22 protein-coding genes and 1 pseudogene are annotated in these 21879 nt (G+C 72.9%); 10 read left to right on the top strand and 13 right to left on the bottom strand.

Annotated elements, in window-relative coordinates; genetic code table 11:
* Positions 1-3 precede the first annotated feature (3 nt).
* A complete protein-coding gene (locus tag ACFZB9_RS02375) occupies positions 4-963 on the top strand; it encodes a zinc-binding dehydrogenase (protein WP_391443031.1) in 960 nt (319 codons plus the stop codon).
* Positions 964-979: 16 nt separating this feature from the next.
* Positions 980-1636, top strand: coding sequence for a uridine kinase (locus ACFZB9_RS02370; protein WP_391443030.1), 657 nt, complete (start codon positions 980-982; stop codon positions 1634-1636).
* On the opposite strand, the gene ACFZB9_RS02365 is transcribed toward ACFZB9_RS02370, so the two are convergent.
* On the bottom strand, positions 1633-2262 hold the full coding sequence (locus ACFZB9_RS02365) for a histidine phosphatase family protein (protein WP_391443028.1): 630 nt from the start codon (positions 2260-2262) through the stop codon (positions 1633-1635). The genes ACFZB9_RS02370 and ACFZB9_RS02365 overlap by 4 nt on opposite strands.
* Positions 2263-2360: 98 nt before the next feature.
* Positions 2361-3155, bottom strand: coding sequence for an inositol monophosphatase family protein (locus ACFZB9_RS02360; RefSeq protein ID WP_391443026.1), 795 nt, complete (start codon positions 3153-3155; stop codon positions 2361-2363).
* 104 nt (positions 3156-3259) lie between these two features.
* Between ACFZB9_RS02360 and ACFZB9_RS02355 the strand changes: the two genes are divergently transcribed.
* Entirely contained in the window at positions 3260-4270 is a 1011-nt protein-coding gene (locus tag ACFZB9_RS02355; RefSeq protein ID WP_391443025.1) for an Lrp/AsnC family transcriptional regulator, read from the top strand.
* A gap of 7 nt (positions 4271-4277) precedes the next feature.
* Here ACFZB9_RS02355 and ACFZB9_RS02350 read toward each other — a convergent pair whose 3' ends face one another.
* Complete coding sequence (locus tag ACFZB9_RS02350; RefSeq protein WP_391443024.1) at positions 4278-4778, bottom strand: hypothetical protein; 501 nt, start codon at positions 4776-4778, stop codon at positions 4278-4280.
* Positions 4779-5051: 273 nt separating this feature from the next.
* On the opposite strand from ACFZB9_RS02350, the gene ACFZB9_RS02345 reads away from it, so the two are divergent.
* Positions 5052-6710, top strand: coding sequence for a choice-of-anchor A family protein (locus ACFZB9_RS02345; protein ID WP_391443023.1), 1659 nt, complete (start codon positions 5052-5054; stop codon positions 6708-6710).
* A gap of 124 nt (positions 6711-6834) precedes the next feature.
* Here ACFZB9_RS02345 and kynU read toward each other — a convergent pair whose 3' ends face one another.
* Positions 6835-8085, bottom strand: a complete 1251-nt coding sequence (gene kynU / locus ACFZB9_RS02340) for a kynureninase (protein ID WP_391443022.1) — start codon at positions 8083-8085, stop codon at positions 6835-6837.
* Positions 8082-8933, bottom strand: a complete 852-nt coding sequence (locus tag ACFZB9_RS02335; protein ID WP_391443020.1) for a tryptophan 2,3-dioxygenase — start codon at positions 8931-8933, stop codon at positions 8082-8084. Before ACFZB9_RS02335 ends, kynU begins: the two co-directional genes overlap by 4 nt.
* 148 nt (positions 8934-9081) lie before the next feature.
* Between ACFZB9_RS02335 and ACFZB9_RS02330 the strand changes: the two genes are divergently transcribed.
* Positions 9082-9516 carry an Lrp/AsnC family transcriptional regulator gene (locus tag ACFZB9_RS02330; RefSeq protein WP_391443019.1) on the top strand — a complete coding sequence of 145 codons (435 nt, stop codon included), beginning with the start codon at positions 9082-9084 and terminating at the stop codon, positions 9514-9516.
* Positions 9517-9573: 57 nt separating this feature from the next.
* On the opposite strand, the gene ACFZB9_RS02325 is transcribed toward ACFZB9_RS02330, so the two are convergent.
* Together ACFZB9_RS02325 and ACFZB9_RS02320 are read right to left on the bottom strand one after the other, a co-directional pair.
* On the bottom strand, positions 9574-10215 hold the full coding sequence (locus tag ACFZB9_RS02325) for a MarC family protein (protein ID WP_391443018.1): 642 nt from the start codon (positions 10213-10215) through the stop codon (positions 9574-9576).
* Positions 10216-10267: 52 nt separating this feature from the next.
* Positions 10268-10582 (bottom strand): barstar family protein, encoded by a 315-nt coding sequence (locus ACFZB9_RS02320; protein WP_391443016.1) that lies wholly within the window; start codon positions 10580-10582, stop codon positions 10268-10270.
* A 116-nt stretch (positions 10583-10698) separates the two neighbouring features.
* Between ACFZB9_RS02320 and ACFZB9_RS02315 the strand changes: the two genes are divergently transcribed.
* The 3 genes and pseudogenes from ACFZB9_RS02315 (at position 10699) to ACFZB9_RS02305 (ending at position 12881) form a co-directional block, all read left to right on the top strand.
* Entirely contained in the window at positions 10699-11241 is a 543-nt protein-coding gene (locus ACFZB9_RS02315; protein ID WP_391443014.1) for a DoxX family protein, read from the top strand.
* A 153-nt stretch (positions 11242-11394) separates the two neighbouring features.
* Complete coding sequence (locus ACFZB9_RS02310; RefSeq protein ID WP_391443013.1) at positions 11395-12306, top strand: undecaprenyl-diphosphate phosphatase; 912 nt, start codon at positions 11395-11397, stop codon at positions 12304-12306.
* A gap of 75 nt (positions 12307-12381) precedes the next feature.
* Positions 12382-12881, top strand: a pseudogene (locus ACFZB9_RS02305) (Uma2 family endonuclease).
* 16 nt (positions 12882-12897) lie between these two features.
* Here the strand turns inward: ACFZB9_RS02305 and ACFZB9_RS02300 are convergent.
* From ACFZB9_RS02300 to ACFZB9_RS02285, 4 genes are read right to left on the bottom strand one after another with little or no spacing between them, the layout of a single operon-like run.
* Positions 12898-13566, bottom strand: a complete 669-nt coding sequence (locus ACFZB9_RS02300) for a response regulator (protein ID WP_391443012.1) — start codon at positions 13564-13566, stop codon at positions 12898-12900.
* On the bottom strand, positions 13563-14843 hold the full coding sequence (locus ACFZB9_RS02295; protein ID WP_391443010.1) for a sensor histidine kinase: 1281 nt from the start codon (positions 14841-14843) through the stop codon (positions 13563-13565). The genes ACFZB9_RS02300 and ACFZB9_RS02295 overlap by 4 nt, the downstream gene beginning before the upstream one ends.
* A 25-nt stretch (positions 14844-14868) precedes the next feature.
* The gene (locus tag ACFZB9_RS02290; protein ID WP_391443008.1) at positions 14869-15714 is read right to left on the bottom strand and encodes an ABC transporter permease; all 846 of its coding nucleotides are present in this window, start codon (positions 15712-15714) and stop codon (positions 14869-14871) included.
* Complete coding sequence (locus tag ACFZB9_RS02285) at positions 15711-16655, bottom strand: ABC transporter ATP-binding protein (protein ID WP_391443007.1); 945 nt, start codon at positions 16653-16655, stop codon at positions 15711-15713. Before ACFZB9_RS02285 ends, ACFZB9_RS02290 begins: the two co-directional genes overlap by 4 nt.
* Positions 16656-17094: 439 nt before the next feature.
* Between ACFZB9_RS02285 and ACFZB9_RS02280 the strand changes: the two genes are divergently transcribed.
* Positions 17095-18894, top strand: coding sequence for a glycosyl hydrolase family 18 protein (locus ACFZB9_RS02280; RefSeq protein ID WP_391443005.1), 1800 nt, complete (start codon positions 17095-17097; stop codon positions 18892-18894).
* A 101-nt stretch (positions 18895-18995) separates the two neighbouring features.
* On the opposite strand, the gene ACFZB9_RS02275 is transcribed toward ACFZB9_RS02280, so the two are convergent.
* Positions 18996-19784 (bottom strand): VOC family protein, encoded by a 789-nt coding sequence (locus ACFZB9_RS02275; protein WP_391443004.1) that lies wholly within the window; start codon positions 19782-19784, stop codon positions 18996-18998.
* A 113-nt stretch (positions 19785-19897) separates the two neighbouring features.
* A complete protein-coding gene (locus ACFZB9_RS02270; protein ID WP_391443002.1) occupies positions 19898-20425 on the bottom strand; it encodes a MarR family winged helix-turn-helix transcriptional regulator in 528 nt (175 codons plus the stop codon).
* A gap of 152 nt (positions 20426-20577) precedes the next feature.
* Here ACFZB9_RS02270 and ACFZB9_RS02265 point away from each other — a divergent pair, with 152 nt between their 5' ends.
* Positions 20578-21861: an MFS transporter gene (locus tag ACFZB9_RS02265; RefSeq protein WP_391443001.1), complete on the top strand. Its 1284-nt coding sequence runs from the start codon at positions 20578-20580 to the stop codon at positions 21859-21861.
* Positions 21862-21879 lie beyond the last annotated feature (18 nt).

Here is a 21879-nt window from a genome sequence, read left to right as displayed (position 1 = left end):
GCCATGCGTGCCGTCTGGCTGAAGCGGTTCGGTGACCCGTCCGTCCTCGTCCCCGGGGAGGCGCCCGACCCTGTTCCGGGGCCCGGGCAGGTGGTGGTCGACGTCGCCTACGCGAACATCACCTTCGTCGAGACGCAGTTCCGCGCCACCGGCGCCGGGCCGTTCCGGGCCGAGCCGCCGCTGATCCCGGGCAACGGGGTGGGCGGTACGGTCGGCGAGCTGGGGCCCGGCGTCGACCCGCAGCTGCTCGGGCGGCGGGTGGTGACGGGGACCGGCGGGGCGGGCGGGTACGCCGAGCGGGTGGCGGTGCCGGCCGACGGGCTCTTCGTGGTGCCGCAGGGCCTCGCGCTGGACGACGCGGTGGCGCTGCTCGCCGACGGGCGTACCGCCGTGATGCGGCTGCGGGCCGCCGGGGTGCGGGCGGGGGACCGGGTGCTGGTGGAGGCGGCCGCGGGCGGGGTCGGCAGCCTGCTGGTGCAGCTGGCCAAGGCGGTCGGGGCGCGGGTGGTCGCCGTCGCGGGTGGTGCGGGCAAGCTGACGCTCGCCCGTGAGCTGGGCGCGGACTTCGCCTTCGACTACCGCGAGGCCGACTGGGCCGAGCGGGTGCACCGAGAAGTCGGCCCGATCGACGTCGTGTTCGACGGTGTCGGCGGCGCCGTGGGCCGGGCGGCCTTCGAACTGCTCGCGCCCGGCGGCCGGATGGACAGCTACGGTCTGGCCAGCGGCGAGTGGGCCGGGATCACCGACGCGCAGGCCGCCGCCCGCGAGGTGCGCCTGGTCAGCACCGACCGCAGCCCGGAGCAGCTGCGGGCCTGCACCGAGCACGCGCTCGCCGAGGCCGCCGCGGGCCGGCTGCGCCCGGTGATCGGCCAGCGGTTCCCGCTGGAGCGGGCCGCCGCCGCGCACGCGGCCATCGAATCCCGCGCCACGCTCGGCAAGACCCTGCTGGAGACGGCGAGTTGACCAGGAGCGCGCACCGATGACCGCCCCCCGCCTGCACCCGATCAGCTGGCCCCGGCTCGCCACGGAGCTGGCCGACCGCGTCGAGCGGCTGACCCCGGCGGACGGCGGCGCCTGGCCCCGGGTGCTGATCGACGGTGCCCCGGCGGCCCGGCCCGAGCGGCTGGCCGCCGACCTGGCCCAGGAGCTGCGGCTGCGCGGCCGGGCCGTGCAGCGGGTGCGCTCGCGCTCCTTCCTGCGCCCGGCCTCGATCCGCCTGGAGTACGGGCACCAGGACGCCGACGCCTATCTCGACCTCTGGCTCGACGACAACGCGCTCTTCCGGGAGGTCTTCACGCCACTGGACCCGGGCGGCAGCGGGCGGGTGCTGCCCGACCTGCGCGACCCCGACACCGACCGCGCCACCCGCAGCCCGTACGTCGAACTGCCCCCGGGCGCCGTGCTGTTGCTGGACGGTCCACTGCTGCTCGGACGGTGGTTCCCGGCCGACCTGACGGTGCATCTGCGGATGTCCGAGGCCGCGCTGCGCCGCCGCACCCCGGAGCCGGAGCAGTGGACCCTGCCGGCCTTCGCCCGCTACCAGGAGGAGGCCCGGCCGGACGAGGCGGCCGACGTCCTGGTCCGGGCCGACGATCCCGAGCGTCCGGCCTGGAGCCGGCCCCCGGACAAGCCCTAGATGTGCCACTCCGGCGGGAATCCGGTCCAGCGCAGTTCGGCCGGCAGGTGCCGCTGGTCGTTGAGGGTCATCACGGCGGCCGGGCGGCCGGGCGCGTAGCGGATCACGGTGAGCGCGGCGTTGGCGCTGTTGTGGCCGAGCCAGCGCCAGTCGGGCGCCTGCAGCGCGTGCCGGACCAGCCAGGCGACCAGGAAGGCGTGGGTGACCACCAGTTCGTGCCGGTCCGCCTCGCCCGCCACCGGCCCGGTGAAGCGGGCTGTCGCCTGCGCCGCCAGGGCCGCGCCGCGCTCCCGCTCCGCCTGCGGCACCTCGCCGAGGAAGCCGAGCAGGTGCTCGGCGCTGTCTGTCGGCAGCTCCGCTCTGCCCGGTACGCAGGGCAGGTAGTCGCCGGCCGCCTCGTCCAGGTGCACGGGGACGGCCCCCAGCTGCTCGCGGACCAGCCGCGCGGTCTGCGCCGCCCGCGGCAGCGGACCGTGGTGCACCGCGGCCAGTGGCACGTCCCGTAGCCGTCGCCCGAGCAGCACCGCCTGCCGGCGTCCGTTCTCGGACAGCGCGGGCCCGCCCTGCCCTGACAGCGCCTCGCCGTGCCGGGCGAGGTAGAGATAGCGGGTGGCGCTGGCGGTCATGCGGGCTCCTCTGACGGTCCGTAGGTTTGCCCAGCAGGGACGTGCCGCGGCTCACCGCGGTTCCGCCCGATCGCCGTTCACTCCACGGCGCCCAGGGCTTATCGGACCAGCCCCAGCACCCGCACCAGCGCCTCGTGCTGCCCGGCCGGCGCGGCCAGGAAGCCGGTCGAGGCGGCCGGCTGCCACGGCCGGCCCGCGTGGTCGGTGACCCGGGCCCCGGCCTCGGCGGCGATCAGTGCCCCGCCCAGCAGGTTGGGCGCGTCCGGCCCGCACTCCCAGAACGCGTCCAGGTGGCCGGAGCCGACCTGGGCCACCTGCAGCGCGGTCGGTCCGAGGTTGCGCACCGCGAGCACCCCGGCCCTGAGCACGGCGGAGGTGGTCGCGCCGACCCGGCGCAGTGCCTCCGGGTCCCCGGCGACCGTCGGCGGGTGGCTGGTGGCGACCACGGCGGTCTCCAACTCCCGCTCGGACGGCGTGATCCGGCGACCGTTGAGCCGGGCCCCGGCGCCGCGCACGGCGGTGTAGGTGGCGTCCAGCCGCGGCGCGTGGACCACCGCGAGCACGGCCTCGCCCTCGCGCAGCAGGGTCGCGGTGACCGCCCAGTGCGGCAGGCCCAGCAGGTACTGCACGGCGCCGTCGGTGGCGTCGCAGCTCCACCACTCGCCGTCGGCCGGCACCGCGGTCTCCAACTCGTCCGCCGGCCAGCCGGCCTGCGGCCGCAGCGCGCCCAGCCGCTCGCGCAGCAGGCCGGCGGCCGGCCGGTCCAGCGCGCCGAAGGCGGCCAGCGCCTCGGCCCGGGTGCGCGCGGCGATCGGCTCGGTGCTCTGCTGCTCGGCCAGCAGGCCGCCGACCTCGCGCACGACCTTCTCGACCTCGGTGATCAGCTGTTCCATCGGTCCGGCTCCTCTCGGGTGGTGTGCTCGTCGGCCCAAGGAGTACCGTCACCGCGGTAGAACGCGACGTCGCACCCCGGTCGGCCGGCGGAGATCGGACAACGATGCGCACCGAAACGACGGATCCGGCCACCGTGCTCGACACGCTGGACCGCCGCCTGGTCTGCGCCCTGCAGCTGGACGGCCGGGCCGAGCCGGGCCTGCTGGCCGAGGTGCTCGGCGTCTCGGTGCGCACCGTGACCCGGCGGCTGGCCCGGCTGCGCGAGACCGGGGTGCTGCGCGTGGTGCTGCTGCCGAGGGCCGCGGACGAGGCGGTGGGCGCGCTGCTGCTGCGGGTCCGGGTGCTGGGCGGGCGGGTGGCCGCGGTGGCGGACGCGCTGGTGGCCAGGTCGGACGTGCCGTTCGTCGACCTGATGCTCGGCGGCCAGGAGATCGGCGCGGTGGTGGTCACCGACCGGATCGGACGTGACCAGCTGCTCCACCGCCTGCTGCCGGGGACGGACGCGGTGGCCGAGACCACGGTCCACGCGGTGCTGCACCTGTTCGCGGACGCCGCGCGGTGGCAGGCCGGGCTGCTGGGCGCCGAGGAGGTCGCCGCGCTGACCCCCGCCGATCCCGCGCCGCCGACCGCGCCGCCGGAGCTGGACCCGCTGGACCGGGCACTGCTGGGGGAGTTGGCCCAGGACGCGCGCCGCTCGGCGGCCGCACTGGCCCAGGCGCTCGACACCCCGGAGTCCACCGTGCGCCGCCGACTGCGCCGGCTGGCGGCGGCGGGCCTGCTACGCACCCACGCGACCGTCGACCCGCGCCTGCTCGGCATGATGGTGGACGCCAACCTCTGGCTCTCGGTGCCGCCCGGGCGGCTGGCCGAGGCGGGCCGGGTGCTCGCCGCGCACCCGCAGGTGCACGGCGTGGCGGCGACCAGCGGGCCGCACAACCTGATGGCCGCCGTCTTCTGCCCCGACCACGGGGCGCTCTACCGCTTCACCGCCGAGGTGCTCGGCCCGCTGGGCGCCGACCGGGTGGAGACCGCCATCGTGGCGCGTGCACTGAAGCGCGCCGGTGTGCGGATCACCAGGCCGGGGGCCCAGCGCCCTGGCGCGACGAAGATCTGACGGAACGTCAGGCGTGGGTGGTGGAGCCCGGGCGGAGCACCATCAGCACCGTGACCACGGCCCAGAGCAGCGAGAAGACCCCGGTGCTCATGGTGAGCAGCTTCAGCCCAGCGGCGGCGCCCACCGGGTCGGCGTCCGGCCGGCCGGCGAGCGCGGAGACCACGGCCTCCTGCCGGGGCAGCACCAGCACCAGCAGGACCAGCGCGGCGACCACGGTGATGACCAGCGAGGTGATCAGCCAGGCGCTGCCCATCACGCCCATCACCTGGGCGGTCCCGATACCGAGCACCGGCACGGCGATCCCCAGCGCCGCGTAGATCTGGGTGATCCGGAAGAGCAGCCGCACCGAGGCGGCGTTCTCGGCCAGTTCGTCTGCCGCGGCCTGCGGGTTCCCGGCCGCCGCCAGGGCGGCCTTCGCCTTGCGGGGGAACATGCTCGCCGCCACCGTCACCGGGCCGATCGCGATGATCGCAGCCAGCACGTGCAGGCTCAACAGAAACTTGGCCATGGGGATCGACAGCCTTCACGCTTGTCCGAGGTGGCGGGCCGGGGCCCGGGGGCGCTGGAGTGCGGCAGCCCCGCCCGGCACGCTAACACTCGCCCGTTCGGTGGCTTGACCCCGGCCTAAACCTGGGCCATCCGAGTGGGATTCGAATGATGATCGCACTGCCTCGGTGTCGCCTACGGCGCCTTTGCCCACCGTTTGCCTTGGATGGTCCGCGTCCGCCCTGGTCAGCCGAGCCCGGCACACCCCAGAAACCGGGGCCAGGGAGGCAGCCGCATGAGACACGTGACCAAAGCCGCACTGCTGGTGGCGACCACGGTGACAGGCGCGGTGATCGCACTGCCCGGCGCGTCCGCGGTGCCGTTCCCGGCACCGCTCGGGCCCTGCGCCGGACCGGACTGCCCGGTGCCGTTCCCGCCGGTCAGCAACGGCGACTTCGCCGGCCGCGACGCCAATATCAACGTCTTCACCGGCGGCGACTACACCGTGGAGGGGCTGTCGGCCGAGGTCGAGGGCCGGGTGGTGACGCTCGGCAACCTCACCGTGGAGAAGAACGGCGGGGGCCTGTTCAACATGGGCGTGGCCGGCGTCGGCTCCCGGGTCCCCCCGCCCACCGGATCGGACTTCGTCTCGGTCGGCGGCAACGTCACCGTGCAGCCCGGCAACTCGGTGGAGATCGGCGGCTCGGACTCCAGGACCACGGTCTGGGGCAACCTGCGCTACGGCGCCCTGAGCACCGGCACGATCAACCTGGTCCCGAACGGCCGGCAGATCCAGGACCCGACGGTGGCGAGCACCTACGCGCCGCTGCGGACCGACATCGAGTCCATCTCCGCCTGCGCGGCCGCGGCGACCGCGACCGGCACGGTGGCGGTCACCAGCTTCGACGCCACCTTCACCGGTGACGGCAGCAGCGCCCGCCAGGTCTTCAACGTGACCCAGGACCTGGGCACCGCGACCCGGGCGATCGACCTGAACTTCAAGAACATCCCGGCCGGCGCGACCGTCATCGTCAACATGCTGGAGCCCAACGCGCTGATCAACACCAACACGGGGACCGGGCTGCCCGGCGACCAGTTGACCGCGCTCGGGCCCACGCTGCTGTGGAACTTCCCGACCCAGGACACGGCGGAGATCAGGGGCGGCGCACAGTTCCAGGGCTCGGTCCTGGCGGGCAACCCGAACGGGACGATGACGCTCGCCCAGCCCGGCATGAACGGACGGGTCTACCTGGCCGGCAGCCTGATCCAGACCGGCACGGGCGGCTACGAGCTGCACGCCTACCCGTTCAACGGCGACCTCCCGGACTGCTCGACGCCGACGCCGACGCCTACCCCGACGCCGACGCCTACCCCGACGCCGACGCCGACGCCGACGCCGACGCCGACGCCGACGCCTACGCCGACGCCGACGCCGACGCCTACGCCGACGCCGACGCCTACGCCGACGCCGACGCCTACGCCTACGCCGACGCCGACGCCGACGCCGACGCCGACGCCGACGCCTACGCCTACGCCGACGCCGACGCCGACGCCGACGCCTACGCCGACTCCCACGCCGACGCCGACGCCTACGCCTACGCCGACCCCCACACCCACGCCGACCCCTACGCCTACGCCTACGCCGACCCCCACACCCACGCCGACCCCCACACCCACGGCGACCTCGACGCCTACGCCGACCCCCACACCCACGCCGACCTCGACACCCACTCCCACCCCCACCCCGACCTGCACCCCGACCCATGGCCACGGTCACGACCACGACCACGACCACGGCCAAGGCCCGCACCCCGCGCCGAGCCACACCGGTCAGCTGCCGACCACCGGCGAGACCGGCACGATCCCGCTGCTCGGTCTGGCCGGATCGCTGCTGGCAACCGGTGCGGGCGCGCTGTTCTTCGGCAACCGCCGTCGCCGCGGCCGCCACAGCTGAGCCGCCCGGCAGCCCCGAACCGGAAAGCTGACCCGTAGCGAGCCGAGCACCGACACGACGCGGCCGCCCGGCCACCCCCAACAGGGTGGCCGGGCGGCCGCGTTCAGGTCCTCGACCCGCGCGTTCAGGTCACCGCGCCCCGCTTGGCGAACCGCTCGTCCCGCCACTCCCCGCTCGCCAGTACCTCGTGCAGCGCCTGGGCCGCGTCCCACACCTCGGTGTACGACACGTACAGCGGGGTGAAGCCGAAGCGCATCAGGTCCGGCGCCCGGAAGTCGCCGATCACCCCGCGCTCGATCAGCGCCTGCACCACCCGGAACCCGTCCGGGTGCCGGATCGCGACCTGGCTGCCGCGCTGCTCGGGCCGGCGCGGCGTCACCACCTCCAGGTCCGCGCACTGTTCGATGAACAGTCCGGTCAGCGCCAGGCTCTTGGCCCGCAGCTGCGCGAGGTCGACCTTCTCCCAGATCTCCAGGGTGGCCCGCAGCCCGGCCAGCGCCAGCAGCGGCGGGAAACTGGTGAGGAACTGACCGATCCCCTCGGCCGGCCGGTACCCCGGCTCGAAGGCGAACGGCGCGGCGTGCCCGAACCACCCGGTCAGCGGCTGTTCGACGGTGCCGTGGTGGCGCGGTGCGGCGTACAGGAAGCTGGGCGCGCACGGCCCGGCGTTCAGGTACTTGTAGGTGCAGCCGACGGCGAAGTCCACCTGGTGGGCCGTCAGGTCGATCGGCAGGGCGCCCGCCGAGTGGCACAGGTCCCAGATCATCAGCGCGCCGGCCCGGTGCACCTTGGCGGTGATCTCGGCCATGTCGAGCAGTCGCCCGGTGCGGTAGTCGACCTGGGAGAGGACCACGGCGGCCACTCCCTCGTCCAGGTGGGCGTCCAGGTCGTCGGCGGAGTCGAGCGAGGGCAGCAGCACGCTGCGCGCGCCCTCGAAGAGGCCGGTGACCCCCTCGGCGATGTACAGGTCGGTGGGGAACGACTCCCGTTCGCCGAGCACCGTGCGCCGCCCGGGCCGCATCCGCAGCGCGGCCGTCAGGACCTTGAAGAGGTTGACCGAGACGCTGTCGCAGACCACCACCTCGCCCGGCCCGGCCCCGACCAGCCGGGCGATCCGGTCGCCCAGGGTGAACGGCAGTTCGGTCCAGCCGTGCTTGTTCCAGCTGGTGATCAGATCCTGGCCCCACTCCTCCTCGACCGTCCGGCGGACGATCTCGGGGGTGCGGACCGGCAGGACGCCGAGCGAATTGCCGTCCAGGTAGACGCCGCTCGCCGGCAGCGTGTACTCCGCGCGGAACGGCGCGAGCGGATCGGCGGCGTCCAGGGCCAGGCACTGCTCGCGGGAGGTGGGGATCTGCACTTGGCTGTCGCTCACAACTCTCCTCGTACGGCCCACAGTTCGGGGAAGACGTCCTGATCGGCGGCCGCCTTCAGCCAACTCAGGCCGCTGGAGCCGCCGGTACCGGGCTTGGCGCCCATCGACCGCTTCACCGAAGCGTAGTGGCGCTGCCGCCACCGGGTGACGCGTTCGGCCGTGTCGAGCAGCGCCTCGGCCAGGACGACGAGTTCGGCCTGGGCGGGGTCGGTGTAGACGGTGTGCCAGGCGGCCTGGACCGCTTCGTCGGCCCGGTAGCGCTCGCCGGTCACCGTCGGCTCGCCGGTCAGCCCGCGGCGGGCCAGCAGCGCGAGCACGTCGTCGTACAGGCTCGGCCCGGCCAGCGCCTCGGCCAGCTCCCGGTGCACCTCGGGCGAGCCCTGGTACATCTCCAGCAGCCGCTCGGACTTGTTGCCGAGCATGAACTCCAGCCGCAGGTAGGCCGAGGACTGGAACCCGGAGGCCTCGCCGAGCACCGGCCGGAACGCGCTGAACTCGACGGGGGTGAGCGTGGCCAGCAGGTCCCAGGAGCTGTTCAGCACGTCCTGGACGTGGGCGCCGCGGCGCAGCGCGGCCAGCGCACCGGGCAGGTCGTCGGACCGCAGCGCCTGCTGGGTGAGCGTCCACTCGTGCTTGAGCAGGTCGAAGAGCAGTTCCATCACCTGGGTGGTGATGATGAAGGAGAGTTCGGCGTCGACCGTGCTGCGCGGCTCCTGCAGGGTGTGCAGAACGTCGAGCCTGGCGTACCTCTCGTAGGGGGTGGCGCCGTTGGTCCGCAGGTCCGCGACCGCTCCCTCGCGCGCCGGGTCGAAAGCCAGGTTGGGTGTCTGGACGGTGGACGGGGCCATGATCTCGTTCCCCCTAGGTGGCTGGTTGGGAACTATTGTGCGGCGGTCCCGCGCGCTCTTGAATGGGTGACGGGGACCCGATCGGGCCGCCGACCTTGCGTTCGCGAGGTCTTTTCCGGATCGGCCTGTCACTTGGAAAGGAGCGGCCTTGGACGCCCTCGACCGCCGTCTGCTCGCCGAACTGCAGGCCGACGCACGGCTCTCCTACAACGAGTTGTCCCGCCGGGTCAGCCTCTCGGCGCCGGCCGTCGCCGAGCGGGTGCGCCGGCTGGAGGCGGACGGTGTGATCGGCGGCTACCACGCACACGTGGACCTGACCCGGGCCGGGCTGCCGATCACCGCGCTGGTGCAGGTGCAGTGCTACGGCCCGCGCTGCGTGCTGCGCGATCCGGCGGTGGCGACCTGGCCCGAGGTGCTGCAGCTCTACCGGGTCACCGGCGGGGCCTGCTGCGTGCTGCTGGTGGCGGTGCCGGAGATGGCCCGGTTCGAGGAGCTGATCGACCGGCTCGGCACCTACGGGCAGCCGGCGACCTCGATGATCCTCTCCACCCCCGTCCCCTGGCGCCCGGTCATCGTGCCCTGAGCCCCGTCCCCACCCCCGGCCGCGTCGTCGGTGCCCACCGGCTCAGCGTCCACCGGTTCAGTGCCCACCGGTGCTGTGGAACGGCACGCCCAGTCCCTGCAGGCCGTTCAGGAACAGCTCCACGCCCACCGCCGCCAGCAGCAGCCCGAGCAGCCGGGAGAGCACCTCCAGCGAGGTCTGGTGGGTGCGCCGCAGCAGCGGAGCCAGGACCAGCACGCACACGGTGTTGATCGCCACCACCGCGGTGTACGCCCCGGCCACCGTGAACCGCCAGCCCCAGTCCTCCTTGGTCAGCGACTCCACCAGCACGGCCGTCATCGCCAGCGGGCTCGCCACGTACGGCACCAGCAGTTCGCGCACCCCCTCGGCCAGCGGGTTGGCCAGCGCGTCCTCCTCGTCCTCGCTCGCGCCGCCGAAGTGCACGCCGAGCACCAGGCCGACCGCGTAGATGAAGAAGATCACCCCGCCGGCCAGCTGCAGCGACTCGTCGCTGACGTGGAAGAAGTTGGTGATCGCATCCGCGCTGAACGCCATCACCACGCCGACCAGCAGGGCCAGCAGCGCGCTGACCGCGAGCAGCCGGCGCAGCTCCGCCAGGGTGCGGGTCCGGCTCAGCTGGGCGTAGGCCAGCAGCACCTTGGGCGGGCCGACCACGGCGAAGAAGGTGATGAACGCACTGCTCAGGTTGAGAACCGACATCCCCACAGCATGGTCGAGCCCGGGCGCCCCGGGTCGCTGCCGCACCGGCGGGTCAGCGCAGCCGCACCGTGACGCCCGTCTCACGCAGCAGGTCGACCACCGCGCGGGCGTAGCCGGCCGGCAGCTGCGGGGAGTGCTCGGCCACCGCCCAGTCGTGCCAGACCAGGGTGAACGGCGGCTCGGGGCCGAAGCCGCCGCGCAGGCAGTCGGCCAGCGCGTCCAGGTTCCGGCCGTAGTAGCCGCCCGGACCGTTCACCGCGCCGCCCAGGGCCGCGTACAGACCGGCCCGGGTGCCGGCCCCGGTGCCGTCCAGCTGGAACTCGGGCTGCTGGGACCCCGGCTGCTGGGACTCGCGCTGCGCCCTCATCGGCAGACCTCTCCTCGACAGCTTCCAGGGTCCCCCGGATGGCCTGCTCCGGTCGAGGAGGCGCCGGGGGTCGGCTGGGATGGGAGGCGCACGGGGGTAGAGGAGATGAGGACACAATGGGCTGCGTCAACCGCACAGATCTGGGGCTGCTCGCCCTGCGCGCCGCCGTCGGCGGGGTGCTCTTCGCCCACGGCGGCCAGAAGCTCTTCGGCTGGTTCGGCGGCGGCGGCCTGGAGGGCACCGCCACCGGTATGGAGGCCATGGGATTCAAGCCCGGCGGGCAGAGCGCGCTGGCCGCCGGCCTCGGCGAGGCGGGCGGTGGGGCGCTGCTGATCGCCGGGCTGGCCACGCCGGTGGCCGGGCCGATCGTGGCGGGCACCATGGCGGGCGCCAGCGTGGTGCACTTCCCGCACGGCTTCTTCGCCACCAAGGGCGGCTACGAGTACCCGGCGCTGCTCGGCGTCTGCGGCCTGGCCCTGGGCATCGCCGGCCCCGGCCGCTACTCGCTCGACCAGCTGACCGGGCACCGGCTGAACCGCCCGTGGCTGGGCGCGCTGGCCTTCGTGGCCTCGGCGGCGGGCGCCTTCTCGGTGGTCTGCAAGCGCGAGCGCGGCATCCGGGAGGCGGCCGCCAAGGCGATGGAGAGCGAGCCCGAGTAGCGAGCAGATGAGCAGCAGGTGAATTCGGGCCTCGCCCCGGCTGACGTCTACAGATCCGTAGTACGTTCTGCCGGGGAGGGGCCCGAGCCCGTGTCAGCACGCCTGGGTACGTTGTCGCCCTCCCACGACCCGTACCAGTGCAGAAGGTGTGCGATGTCCCTGACCTACCCGGAGTCGATCGGCGTCGGCCTGCTGCAAGGCGTCACCGAACTCTTCCCGGTCTCCAGCCTCGGGCACAGCATCCTGATCCCCGCGCTGATCGGCGGCAGCGTCCAGAAGGACCTGAACGTCACGACGGCCACCTCGCCCTACCTGTCGGTGCTGGTCGGCCTGCACCTGGCGACCGCGCTGGCGCTGGTGCTCTTCTTCCGCAAGGACTGGGTCCGGGTGATCCGGGGCCTGTTCAGCTCCATCCGCGATCGCCGAATAGAGACCTCCGAGCAGCGGCTGGCCTGGCTGCTGATCGCCGGCACCATCCCCGTCGGCCTGGTGGGACTGGTCGCCGAGAAGGCGCTGCGCGACGCGCTCGGCAAGCCGGTGGTCGCGGCGGTCTTCCTGGCGCTGAACGGCTTCGTGCTGCTGGGCGCCGACCGGCTGCGGCGCGGCGGCGGCGGGCGGCGCCGGGCCGGGGCGCAGGTCGCGCACGTGCCGGGCACCGACCCCGCGATCGAGTCGGACCGCCGGCTGGCCAGGCTCAGCTTCCGCCAGGGCACCTGGATCGGCGCCGCGCAGATCCTTGCCCTGCTGCCGGGCATCAGCCGCTCCGGCGTCACCATGAGCACCGGCATCCTGCGCGGCCTCAACCACGAGGACGCCGCCCGCTTCTCCTTCCTGCTCGCCACCCCGGTGATCGGCGCGGCCGCCGTCCTCAAGATGCCCGAGCTGCTCAAGCCGGAGAACGCCGCCATCCGCGGCCCGCTGCTGGTCGGCTCGCTCTGCGCCTTCGTGGCGGGCTACGTCTCGGTGAAGTTCCTGACCAAGTACTTCGAGAACCGCAGCCTGACGCCGTTCGCCGTCTACTGCATGCTCGCCGGCATCGGCAGCGCGGTGTACCTCAGCATGTGACGGCCGCTCGCCCGGAAGAGTGAGCCGGTGCGCAAAAGCCCTCACCTGCCGGGCGCCGTCGGCCAGGATCGCCGTATGGACGGAACTGCGAACGGCTGGCCGCGCCGGCTGATTCCGCCGGCGGATGGGTTCACCGCCGATGATCTCGACCGCCTGCCCGATCTCCCGTCACACACACAGCTGTTGGACGGGAATCTGGTCTTCGTCCATCCGCAGACACGCTGAGCAGGCACGATCGGCCCGAACCCGACATCTCTGTCGTGCGTGCCTCGGCGGTGAGTGCCGATGGGGAGGAGACGGGGTACCAGGTCGCCGACGTCCTGCTCGCCGTCGAGGTCGTCTCGCCCGACTCCGTCATCCGGGATCGCGAGGTCAAGCCGCGCAAGTACGCAGAGGCGGGTATCCAGCACTTCTGGCGGGTCGAGAAGGGGGACAAGGGCCGCCCCGTCGTCTACGTCTTCGAGCTGGAGCCGGTCACCCGGACGTACGTGCCGACCGGTATCTACCACGACGAGCTGAAGACCGACTTCCCCTACCCGATCGCGATCGACCTCACCGCCATCGACCGCCTCTGACGACCGGCCTCCGGCCTCAGGTCGGCAGCACCAGGCGGTTCTCGTAGGCGAAGACGACGGCCTGGACCCGGTCGCGCAGGCCGAGCTTGAGCAGGATCCGGCTCACGTGGGTCTTCACGGTGGCCTCGGCGAGGTAGAGCTCGGCGGCCACCTCGGCGTTCGACAGGCCGCGGGCGACCTGCGCCAGCACGCTGCGTTCGCGCGCGGTGAGCATCTCGACGGCGCTCTCCGCGCGGGCCGGGGAGCCGCCGTCGGCGGGCAGCTGGGAGGCGAAGGTGTCCAGCAGGCGCCGGGTGATCCGGGGCGCCACCACCGCGTCGCCGACCGCCACGCTGCGGATCGCGCTGAGCAGTTCGGCCGGCTGGGCGTTCTTCAGCATGAAGCCGGAGGCACCGGCCCGCAGCGCGGCGAAGGCGTACTCGTCGAGGTCGAAGGTGGTCATGATGAGCACCTTGGTGTCGGGGGACTCCTCGACGATCCGCCGGGTGGCCTCGATGCCGTCCATGCCGGGCATCCGGACGTCCATCAGCACCACGTCGGGGCGGTGTTCCAGCGCCAGGCGCACAGCCTGGGCGCCGTCCTCGGCCTCGCCGGCCACCGCCAGGTCGGGCTGCGAGTCCAGCACCAGGGTGAAGGCCACCCGCAGCAGCGGCTGGTCGTCCACCAGCAGGACGCGGATGGTCATCGGGGGGCCTCCTGGGGGTCCGGGCCGAGGTCGAGGGTGGCGGCCACCTGCCAGCCGCCGCGCGGCAGCGGGCCCGCGGTGAGGCCACCACCATAGGCGGCGATCCGTTCGCGCATCCCGGCCAGGCCGTGCCCGGACTCGCGCGACCCCTCGGCGCCGGCGCCGACCGCCGCCGGGTGCAGCGCGCGCCCGTCGTCGCGGACCTCGACCCGCAGGGCCTGCGCCGTGCACTCCACGGTGACCTCGGCGCGGGCGCCGGAGGCGGCGTGCTTGAGGGTGTTGGTGAGCGACTCCTGGACCAGCCGGTAGACGGTCAGCTGGGCGCCGGGGGAGACGGCGGCAGTCTCGCCGGTCACCCGCAGCTCGGTGGGCAGGCCGGCGGCGCGCACCTGGGCCACCAGGGCGGTGAGCTGGCCCAGGCCCGGCTGCGGGTGGCGCAGTGCGTCGGGCTCGTCGGCGCGCAGCACGCCCAGGAAGCGGCGCATGTCGGTGATGGCCTGGCGTCCGGTCTCGGCCGACTGGCGCATCGCGGCGGTGGCCTTCTCGGGGGCGGTCGGGTTGGCGTAGACCGCGCCGTCGGCCAGTGCCACCATCACCGAGAGGTTGTGGGTGACGATGTCGTGCATCTCCCGGGCGATCCGCGAGCGCTCCTCGGCCACCGCCAGGGCGGCCTGCTGGTCGCGCTGGCGCTCCAGCTCACGGGCCCGCTCGCGCAGCGCGCGCAGCTGGGCCCGGCGGGCCCGGACGTTGAGGCCGAGCACGGCGGCGGCCGTGGTGGCGCCGGAGAGTGCGAAGGCGGCCTTGAACATGGTGTGCAGCGGCGGCTCGATCAGGTCGCCCGCGTGGCGGATGTCGGAGACGACCAGTGCGACACCGAGTTCGGCGACCAGGTAGGAGAGCAGGACGCTGCGGCGCGAACAGTGGCCCGCGACGGTGTACAGCGCGATCAGCACCGCGATGTTGGCGGGCATCGCCTGGTAGGTCAGCCACTGCACGAAGGAGACGCCCGCGATCACCCCGAAGACGGCCAGGGGGGCCCGGCGGCGGAACGCCAGCGGCAGGATCAGCGCGAGCTGCGGCAGCCACACCAGCGGGTCCCGGGACAGCTCCCGGCCGTGCGCCGCGGTGGCCAGGGCGAGCACCACCAGCGCGAAGGCGAGGTCGACGGCGAACGGGTACCGCTCGTCCAGCAGCCAGCCCCGCAGCGCGGCCAGCCCTCGGGCGGCGCCGGGGAAGCGCCGCCCGAGGGCTGCCGGGAGCTGGTCGATCGCACTCATCGCGCCATTGTGCACCCGGAGCAGGTCAGGCATCACGCCGCTTGAGCACCGCGGCGGCGCCGATCAGCGCGGCCACGACGTAGATCCAGAGCACCCCGTAGCCGGTCCACGGGGCGAGCGTGCCCGGGTCCGGGTTGAGGGTGGCCACCGCCTGGCCGGCCGCGCCGGGCAGGTAGGGCGAGATGTGGGCGCTCCAGTTCGCGGGCAGCACCTCGACCAGGGTGGGCAGCACCAGCAGCATGCCGAAGATCGCGGCGATGCCGCCCGCGGTGTTGCGGATCAGCGTGCCGATGGCGACTGCGAAGATGCCGATCGCGGTGAGGTAGAGCGCGGTGCCGATCACCGTGCGGGTCACCCCGGTGGCCGACAGCGTGGTCTGCACGTTGTGGCTGGAGAGCACGGCCTGGCCGCCGAAGAACGCGACGAACGCGGTGATCAGGGTCACCACGAAGGTCACCGCACCGAAGACGCCCGCCTTCGCCCAGAGCATCGGCAGCCGGCGCGGCACTGCGGACAGCGAGGCGCGGATCATGCCGGTGCTGTACTCGCCGCTGACCACCAGCACGCCGAGCACGCCGACGGCGAGCTGGGCGGCCAGGTAACCGCGCAGGCTGCGGTCGGCGGCGTTGATCGAGAAGCCGTGGTCGCGGACGTCCGGGTGGTTCAGGTGGTCGATCGCGCCGTAGCAGGCGAGCAGGCCGAAGCCGACCATGAAGACCACCGCGGCGAGCAGCGTGAAGTAGGTCGACCGCAGGGTGCGGAACTTGATCCACTCGGAGTGGACCACCCGGGCCAGCGTGACCGGGCTGCCTGCCACGGTCCGGGCCGGGGCCGCCGCGGGGGCGGCGGGGGTGGCGGTGGCGGTGCTCATGCGGCGTGCTCCTCGACCAGCGTGCGGGGGGCGACCACGGCGTCGTACTCGACGGCGTCCTTGGTCATTTCCATGAAGGCCTCCTCCAGCGAGGCCTTCTGCGGCGTCAGCTCGAAGAGCGTCAGGGCGTGCTCGGCGGCCAGCCGGCCGACCCGCTCGCTGTCGGTGCCGTCCACGGTCAGCAGCTGGGCGTCCTCACCCGTGGTCACGGTGACCCCGGGCAGCTCGCGCAGCAGCTCGCCGAGCCGCACCGAGTCGGGGGTGCGCACCAGCACGCCGCCGCGCGAGGCGCGCTCGGTGAAGTCGGCCACCGAGGTGTCGGCGATCAGCTGCCCGCGGCCGATCACGATCAGGTGCTCGGCGGTGAGCGCCATCTCGCTCATCAGGTGCGAGGAGACCAGTACGGTGCGGCCTTCGGCGGCGAGCGACTTGAGCAGGTTGCGGATCCACAGGATGCCCTCGGGGTCGAGGCCGTTGACCGGCTCGTCGAGGATCAGCGTGGCGGGGTCGCCGAGCAGCGCGGAGGCGATGCCCAGCCGCTGGCCCATGCCGAGCGAGAAGCCGCCGGCCCGCTTGCGGGCGACCTGGCGCAGACCGACCAGGTCGATCACCTCCTCCACCCGTGCCCGGGCGATGCCGTGCGTGGCGGCCAGCGCGAGCAGGTGGTTGAAGGCGGAGCGGCCGGTGTGGATGGCGCGCGCCTCCAGCATCGCGCCGACCTCGCGCAGCGGGGCCGCGTGGTCGGCGTAGCGGCGGCCGTTGATGGTGGCGTGGCCGGAGCTCGGGTTGTCCAGGCCGAGCAGCATCCGCATGGTGGTGGACTTGCCGGCGCCGTTGGGGCCGAGGAAGCCGGTCACGATGCCGGGGCGGACGCTGAAGCTCAGGTCCTGGACGGCGGTTTTGGGGCCGTAGCGCTTGGTGAGGCCGACGGCTTCGATCATTTTCTGGTCCTCAGACGAGGGGGGACGGGCGACGCTGTCCACGCTAGGTGGCGGACCCGGGCGCCACGAGCCGCGTGAGGAGGAGTCGAACGAGGGACGGCTGCGACGCCAGATGCAGCGGGACTACATCTTGAGACGGACCCTGCTCCGGGTACGGACGTTTAGCCGCAGGTCAGGCATCGAGGCCTGGTGAGGCGAACCTTAACGGCAACTCAAGGGCGGATTCCGGCTCTTGACGCCGATGTTGGTCTAGTCCATTTTAATCGACAGGTGCAGGGAGCCCCTGAGTCACCGTCAGAGGTCTCGGCCTCTGGCGGTGGCCCTGGGGCGCTCGGCGTCCGCACGATTCCCCCATGTCATGCCCATGGCCGAGTGGTCCCACCCACCCCGCCGGTCCCCGCGGGCGTGACGGTCCCCCACAGCCAGGAGTCACGCACCCATGTTCACCCGCACGCTTCCCAGGGGAGCCGACGGCGCTCCTGCCGAGCGCCGCCGCACCAAGGGGCTCGCCGCGCTCGCTCTCGGCGCCTGTGCCTCACTGCTGCTCGGCGCCACGCTCTCGCTGAGCTCCGGCGGCACCGCGCTGGCGGCCGCCACCAACACCACCGGCGCGCCCGCCACCAGCGGCGGTCTCAAGGTGGCCTACTTCGACCAGTGGTCGGTCTACGCGAACGGCTACACCGCCAAGACCATCCAGGACACCGGCGAGGCCGGCAAACTGGACTACCTGATCTACGACTTCGAGAACATCGACCCGACCAGCGGGAAGTGCTTCGAGGCCACCAAGGCCGCCTCCCAGGACGACAACAACCCGAACGCCGGTGACGGCGCGGCGGACGCCTTCGCGGACTACCAGAAGTCCTTCGACGCCTCCAGCAGCGTCAGCGGCGTCGCGGACACCTGGAACCAGCCGATCACGGGCAACTTCAACCAGCTCAAGGAGCTGAAGGCGAAGAACCCGAACCTCAAGATCCTGCTGTCGATCGGCGGTTGGACCTACTCGAAGTACTTCTCCGACGTGGCGGCCACCGACGCCTCGCGCAAGGCCTTCGCCTCCTCCTGCATCGACATGTTCATCAAGGGCAACCTGCCCACCGACGCCGGCTTCGGCGGTCCGGGCTCGGCGGCCGGCATCTTCGACGGCTTCGACATCGACTGGGAGTACCCGGGCGGTGGCGGCCACACCGGCAACCACGCCTCCCCGGCCGACAAGCAGAACTACACCGCGCTGCTGGCCGAGCTCCGCTCCGAGCTGGACGCGCAGGGCAAGGCCGACGGGAAGACCTACGCGCTGAGCGCGGCGGTCGGCGCGGGCCAGGACAAGATCCAGAACGTCGAGACCGACAAGATCGGCCAGTACCTGACGTTCATGGACGTGATGTCCTACGACATGCACGGCGGCTGGGAGGCCACCGGCCCGACCAACCACCAGGCGGCGCTGTACTCGGACCCGGCAGATCCATCTGGCCCCATCGCCCCCGGGACCAGCAAGTACTCGATCGACGAGGCCATCAAGGCCTGGACCGCGGGTGATCCGCAGTACGGCATCCCGGGCGGCTTCCCCGCGAGCAAGATCAATATGGGGGTGCCGTTCTACTACCGCGGCTGGACCGGCGTGCCGGCCGGCAGTTCGCACGGTCTCTTCCAGACCGCGACCGGCCCCGCGCCCGGCGCGGCGATGTCCGGCAACGTCAACGGCATCCGGATGTACAAGGAGCTGAACGGCGTCGTCGACAACCCGGCCGACACCTTCTGGGACCCGGTGGCGCAGGCCGCGTACTTCTACGACGGCACCAACTTCTGGTCCGGTGAGGACGCCCAGTCGATCCAGGCGAAGGCGGACTACCTGCACTGCAACGGGCTGGGCGGCTCCTTCGCCTTCTCGCTCTACGACCTGGGCACCCAGACCGGGCTCTTCGACAAGATGGTGGACGCCACCAACGGCTCGGCCGCCAGCTGCCCGGCGCCGCCGACCACCGGCCCGACGACTGGCCCCACCACCGGCCCCACCACCGGCCCGACGACTGGCCCCACCACCGGTCCGACGACCGGTCCGACGACCGGCCCCACCGCCGGTGTCTGCACCGCGCCGAGCTGGTCCGCCTCCGCGGTCTACGCCACGGCCGGCACCAAGGTCTCCTGGAAGGGCCACAGCTACACCAACAAGTGGTGGACCACCGGCGACGACCCGAGCCAGAGCGGCTCCTGGGGCGCCTGGACCGACAACGGCCCCTGCTGACCCACCCCCCCGAGCGGCACCGCCCGCTCCCGCACAGCACCGCGGCCCGGACCGAGCACAGCATCGGTCCGGGCCGCGGCCCATGGTGCCGACCCGGCGGGTCAGCCGTTCTCGAACGGCTTCGGCTTGATCACGTTGAACAGCCCGCCCTGGGGGTCCTTGAGTCCCGCGACGCGGCCCACCGCGGTGTCCGTCGCGGGCGCCAGGATCGAAGCGCCGGCCCGCACCGCGGCGTCCACCACGCTGTCGGCGTCGTCCACCGCGAAGTAGGTGGCCCAGTGCGAGGGCGTGCCGGGCGGGTGGTTGTCCAGGCCCTGCGCCCCGCCGACCGTCTTGCCCTCCACGATCAGCCCGCGGTACTCCGGCATCTCCGGCATCGGGGCGACATCGATGTCGAGGGCCGCCTTGTAGAAGGCGGCGGCCGCCTTGATGTCGGAGGTGTTCAGCTCGTTCCAGATCACCGCGCCGGCCTCGTTGACGATCTCCGCGCCGCCGAAGTCCACCGCCTGCCAGACGCCGAAGACCGCGCCGGTCGGGTCGACGGCGGGGAACATCCGGCCGACGGTGCCCACGTCCATCACCGGGAAGAGCAGCTTGCCGCCGTTCGCGGTGACCTTGGCGGCGGTGGCGTCCGCGTCGGCGGTGGCCAGGTAGGTGGTCCAGACGGTGGGCGGCGGCGGGTTGCCGTCCATGGACATGGCCGGGCCGATGCCGGCCACCGGCTTGCCGTTCAGGGTGAGCACCGAGTAGCCGCCGAACTCGTCGGGGCCGCGCTCACCCTGCCAGCCGAACAGGTCGCGGTAGAAGTCGATGGCCGCCTGGAGATCGGGGGCCATCAGGTCGACCCAGCAGGGGGTGCCGGGCGGGTAGGGAGTGCTGACCACGGGCATGAGTGTCGCCTCCAGGGCGGAGAGTGGTCCGGACAGACGTTCCTGCCCCCCGCACTCACCCTGCCGCCGCCGCGGTGCTCCCGCCACTCAACGCGCCCCGCGCGTGCCGGGGCTCAGGCGCCGTCCTCGATCCGGGTCAGCATCCGGCCGAGCAGCCCGGAGAGCACCCCGCGCTCCGCGGGCCCGACGTCCTGGAGCAGCTCCTCCTCGAAGACGGCGGCCATCCGCATTGACTCCAGCCACTTGTCCCGGCCGTTCTCGGTCAGCTCGATGATCACCCGCACCCGGTTGGCCTCGTCGCGCTCCCGGGTGACCAGGTCCTCGGCCACCATCCGGTCGATCCGGTGGGTCATCGCCGCCGGGGTCAGGCCCAGCCGCTTGGCCAGCTCGCCGGGTCCGAGCCGGTACGGGCTGCCGGCCACCACCAGCGCCTTGAGCACCTCCCACTCGGCGCTGGTGATTCCGAGCACAGTCAGCTGCCGGCTGTAGGCGACCCCCATCCGTCGGGCGACCCGGGACAGCGAGGAGACGATGGTCTCCACCTGGGGGTCGACGGTGGGGAATTCCCGCTGGTAGATGGCTACTTGCTCGGCAATGTCCAGCTCGTTGCCGGCGGCCGGCGCGGGCTTCGGTGCGCTCATGGCCTCAGTCTCCCACGCTCGGCTGCCCTCGTTAAGACTTTGACACGACAGTATTTCTATCCATAGACTTTAGCTCTGAAATCTTGCGAGTCGAAAGCGTCGATCAACAGTCCAGTGATCCGCCGGCTCCCGACCGACAAAGGGGTGTCTCCATGAAGCAGCAGAAGTACGGCGCGGGTGGGCCCCTGCGTCGCGTCCAGCTCGGCAACGCGCTCAGTGCCTTCGGCAGCGGCTTCACGATGCCGTACATGTTCGTGTACGTGGACCAGGTGCGCGGGCTCGGTTCGCTCACCGCAGGCCTGGTCTTCACGCTCTTCGCGCTGGCCGCGCTCGTCGTGCTGCCGTTCGCCGGGCGCGGCATCGACCGTTACGGTCCGCGTCCGGTGCTGCTGGCCGGCTGCGCGCTGGCGGCCACCGGCGCCTTCTCCTTCGGGCAGGCGAGCGGGACCACCGGGCTGCTGATCGCCGCCTTCCTGTTCGGCGGCGGCGTCACCACCTGCCAGCCGGCGCTGGCCACCATGATCGTGCGCTGCTCCACCGCGAAGACCCGCTCGCACGCCTTCGCGCTGCAGTTCACCCTGGTCAACCTGGGGATGGGCATCGGCGCGCTGGTCGGCGGGCAGATCGTCAACGTGGCCGACCCGGCGAGCCTGACCCGGCTGTTCACCATCGAGGCGCTGACCTTCCTGGGTCTGGCGCTGGTCACCGGCACCGCCAGGATCCCCGGCCCCGCGCCGGTCCTGGTCACCGAGGGCACCGAGCAGCGCAGCGGGCTGCGCGCACTGGCCGCCGACAAGGCGATGGTGCGGCTGTGCCTGCTGGCCGGGCTGATCTTCTTCACCTGCTACGGCCAGTTCGAGTCGGGGGTGGCGGCCTTCGCCACCGACACGGTCAAGACCGCCCCGTCCACCCTGGGCATGGCGATCGGCGCCAACGCGCTGACCATCGTGGTGCTGCAGATGTTCATGGTGCGGATCACCGCCCGGCGCCGGCGCACCACCGCGATGGCCGCCACCGGCGTGGTCTGGCTCGGCGCCTGGGGTGCCGCGCTGCTGGCCGGGCTGGTCCGCGGCGAGGCCGCGGCGGCCACCATCGCGATCGTCTCGATCTACGTGCTGTTCGGCGTCGGCGAGTCGATGCTGGCCCCGACCCTGGGCCCGATCGTCGCCGACCTGGCCCCGGCCCGGCTGCTGGGCACCTACAACTCGGCCTTCGCGCTGGTCAAGCAGACCGCCATCGCGGTGGGCCCGGCGGTGGGCGTGCTGCTGGTCGGCTCCGGCACCTGGCCGCTCTACCTGGCGGCGATGACCTGCTGCACGCTGCTGATCATCGTCCTGGCGCTGCGGCTGCGCCGGCACCTGACCCCGGTGCAGGACAACGCCGAGGCACCGGCCCCGGTGATCGTGCCGATCCGCGAGCTGCAGACGGCGGCATGAGAGGGTGACGGGGGAGAG

It is taken from the genome of Kitasatospora sp. NPDC008050, assembly GCF_042957465.1.
In the GTDB taxonomy this organism is placed as follows: domain Bacteria; phylum Actinomycetota; class Actinomycetes; order Streptomycetales; family Streptomycetaceae; genus Kitasatospora.
This window is presented reverse-complemented; position numbering and strand designations above follow the sequence as displayed.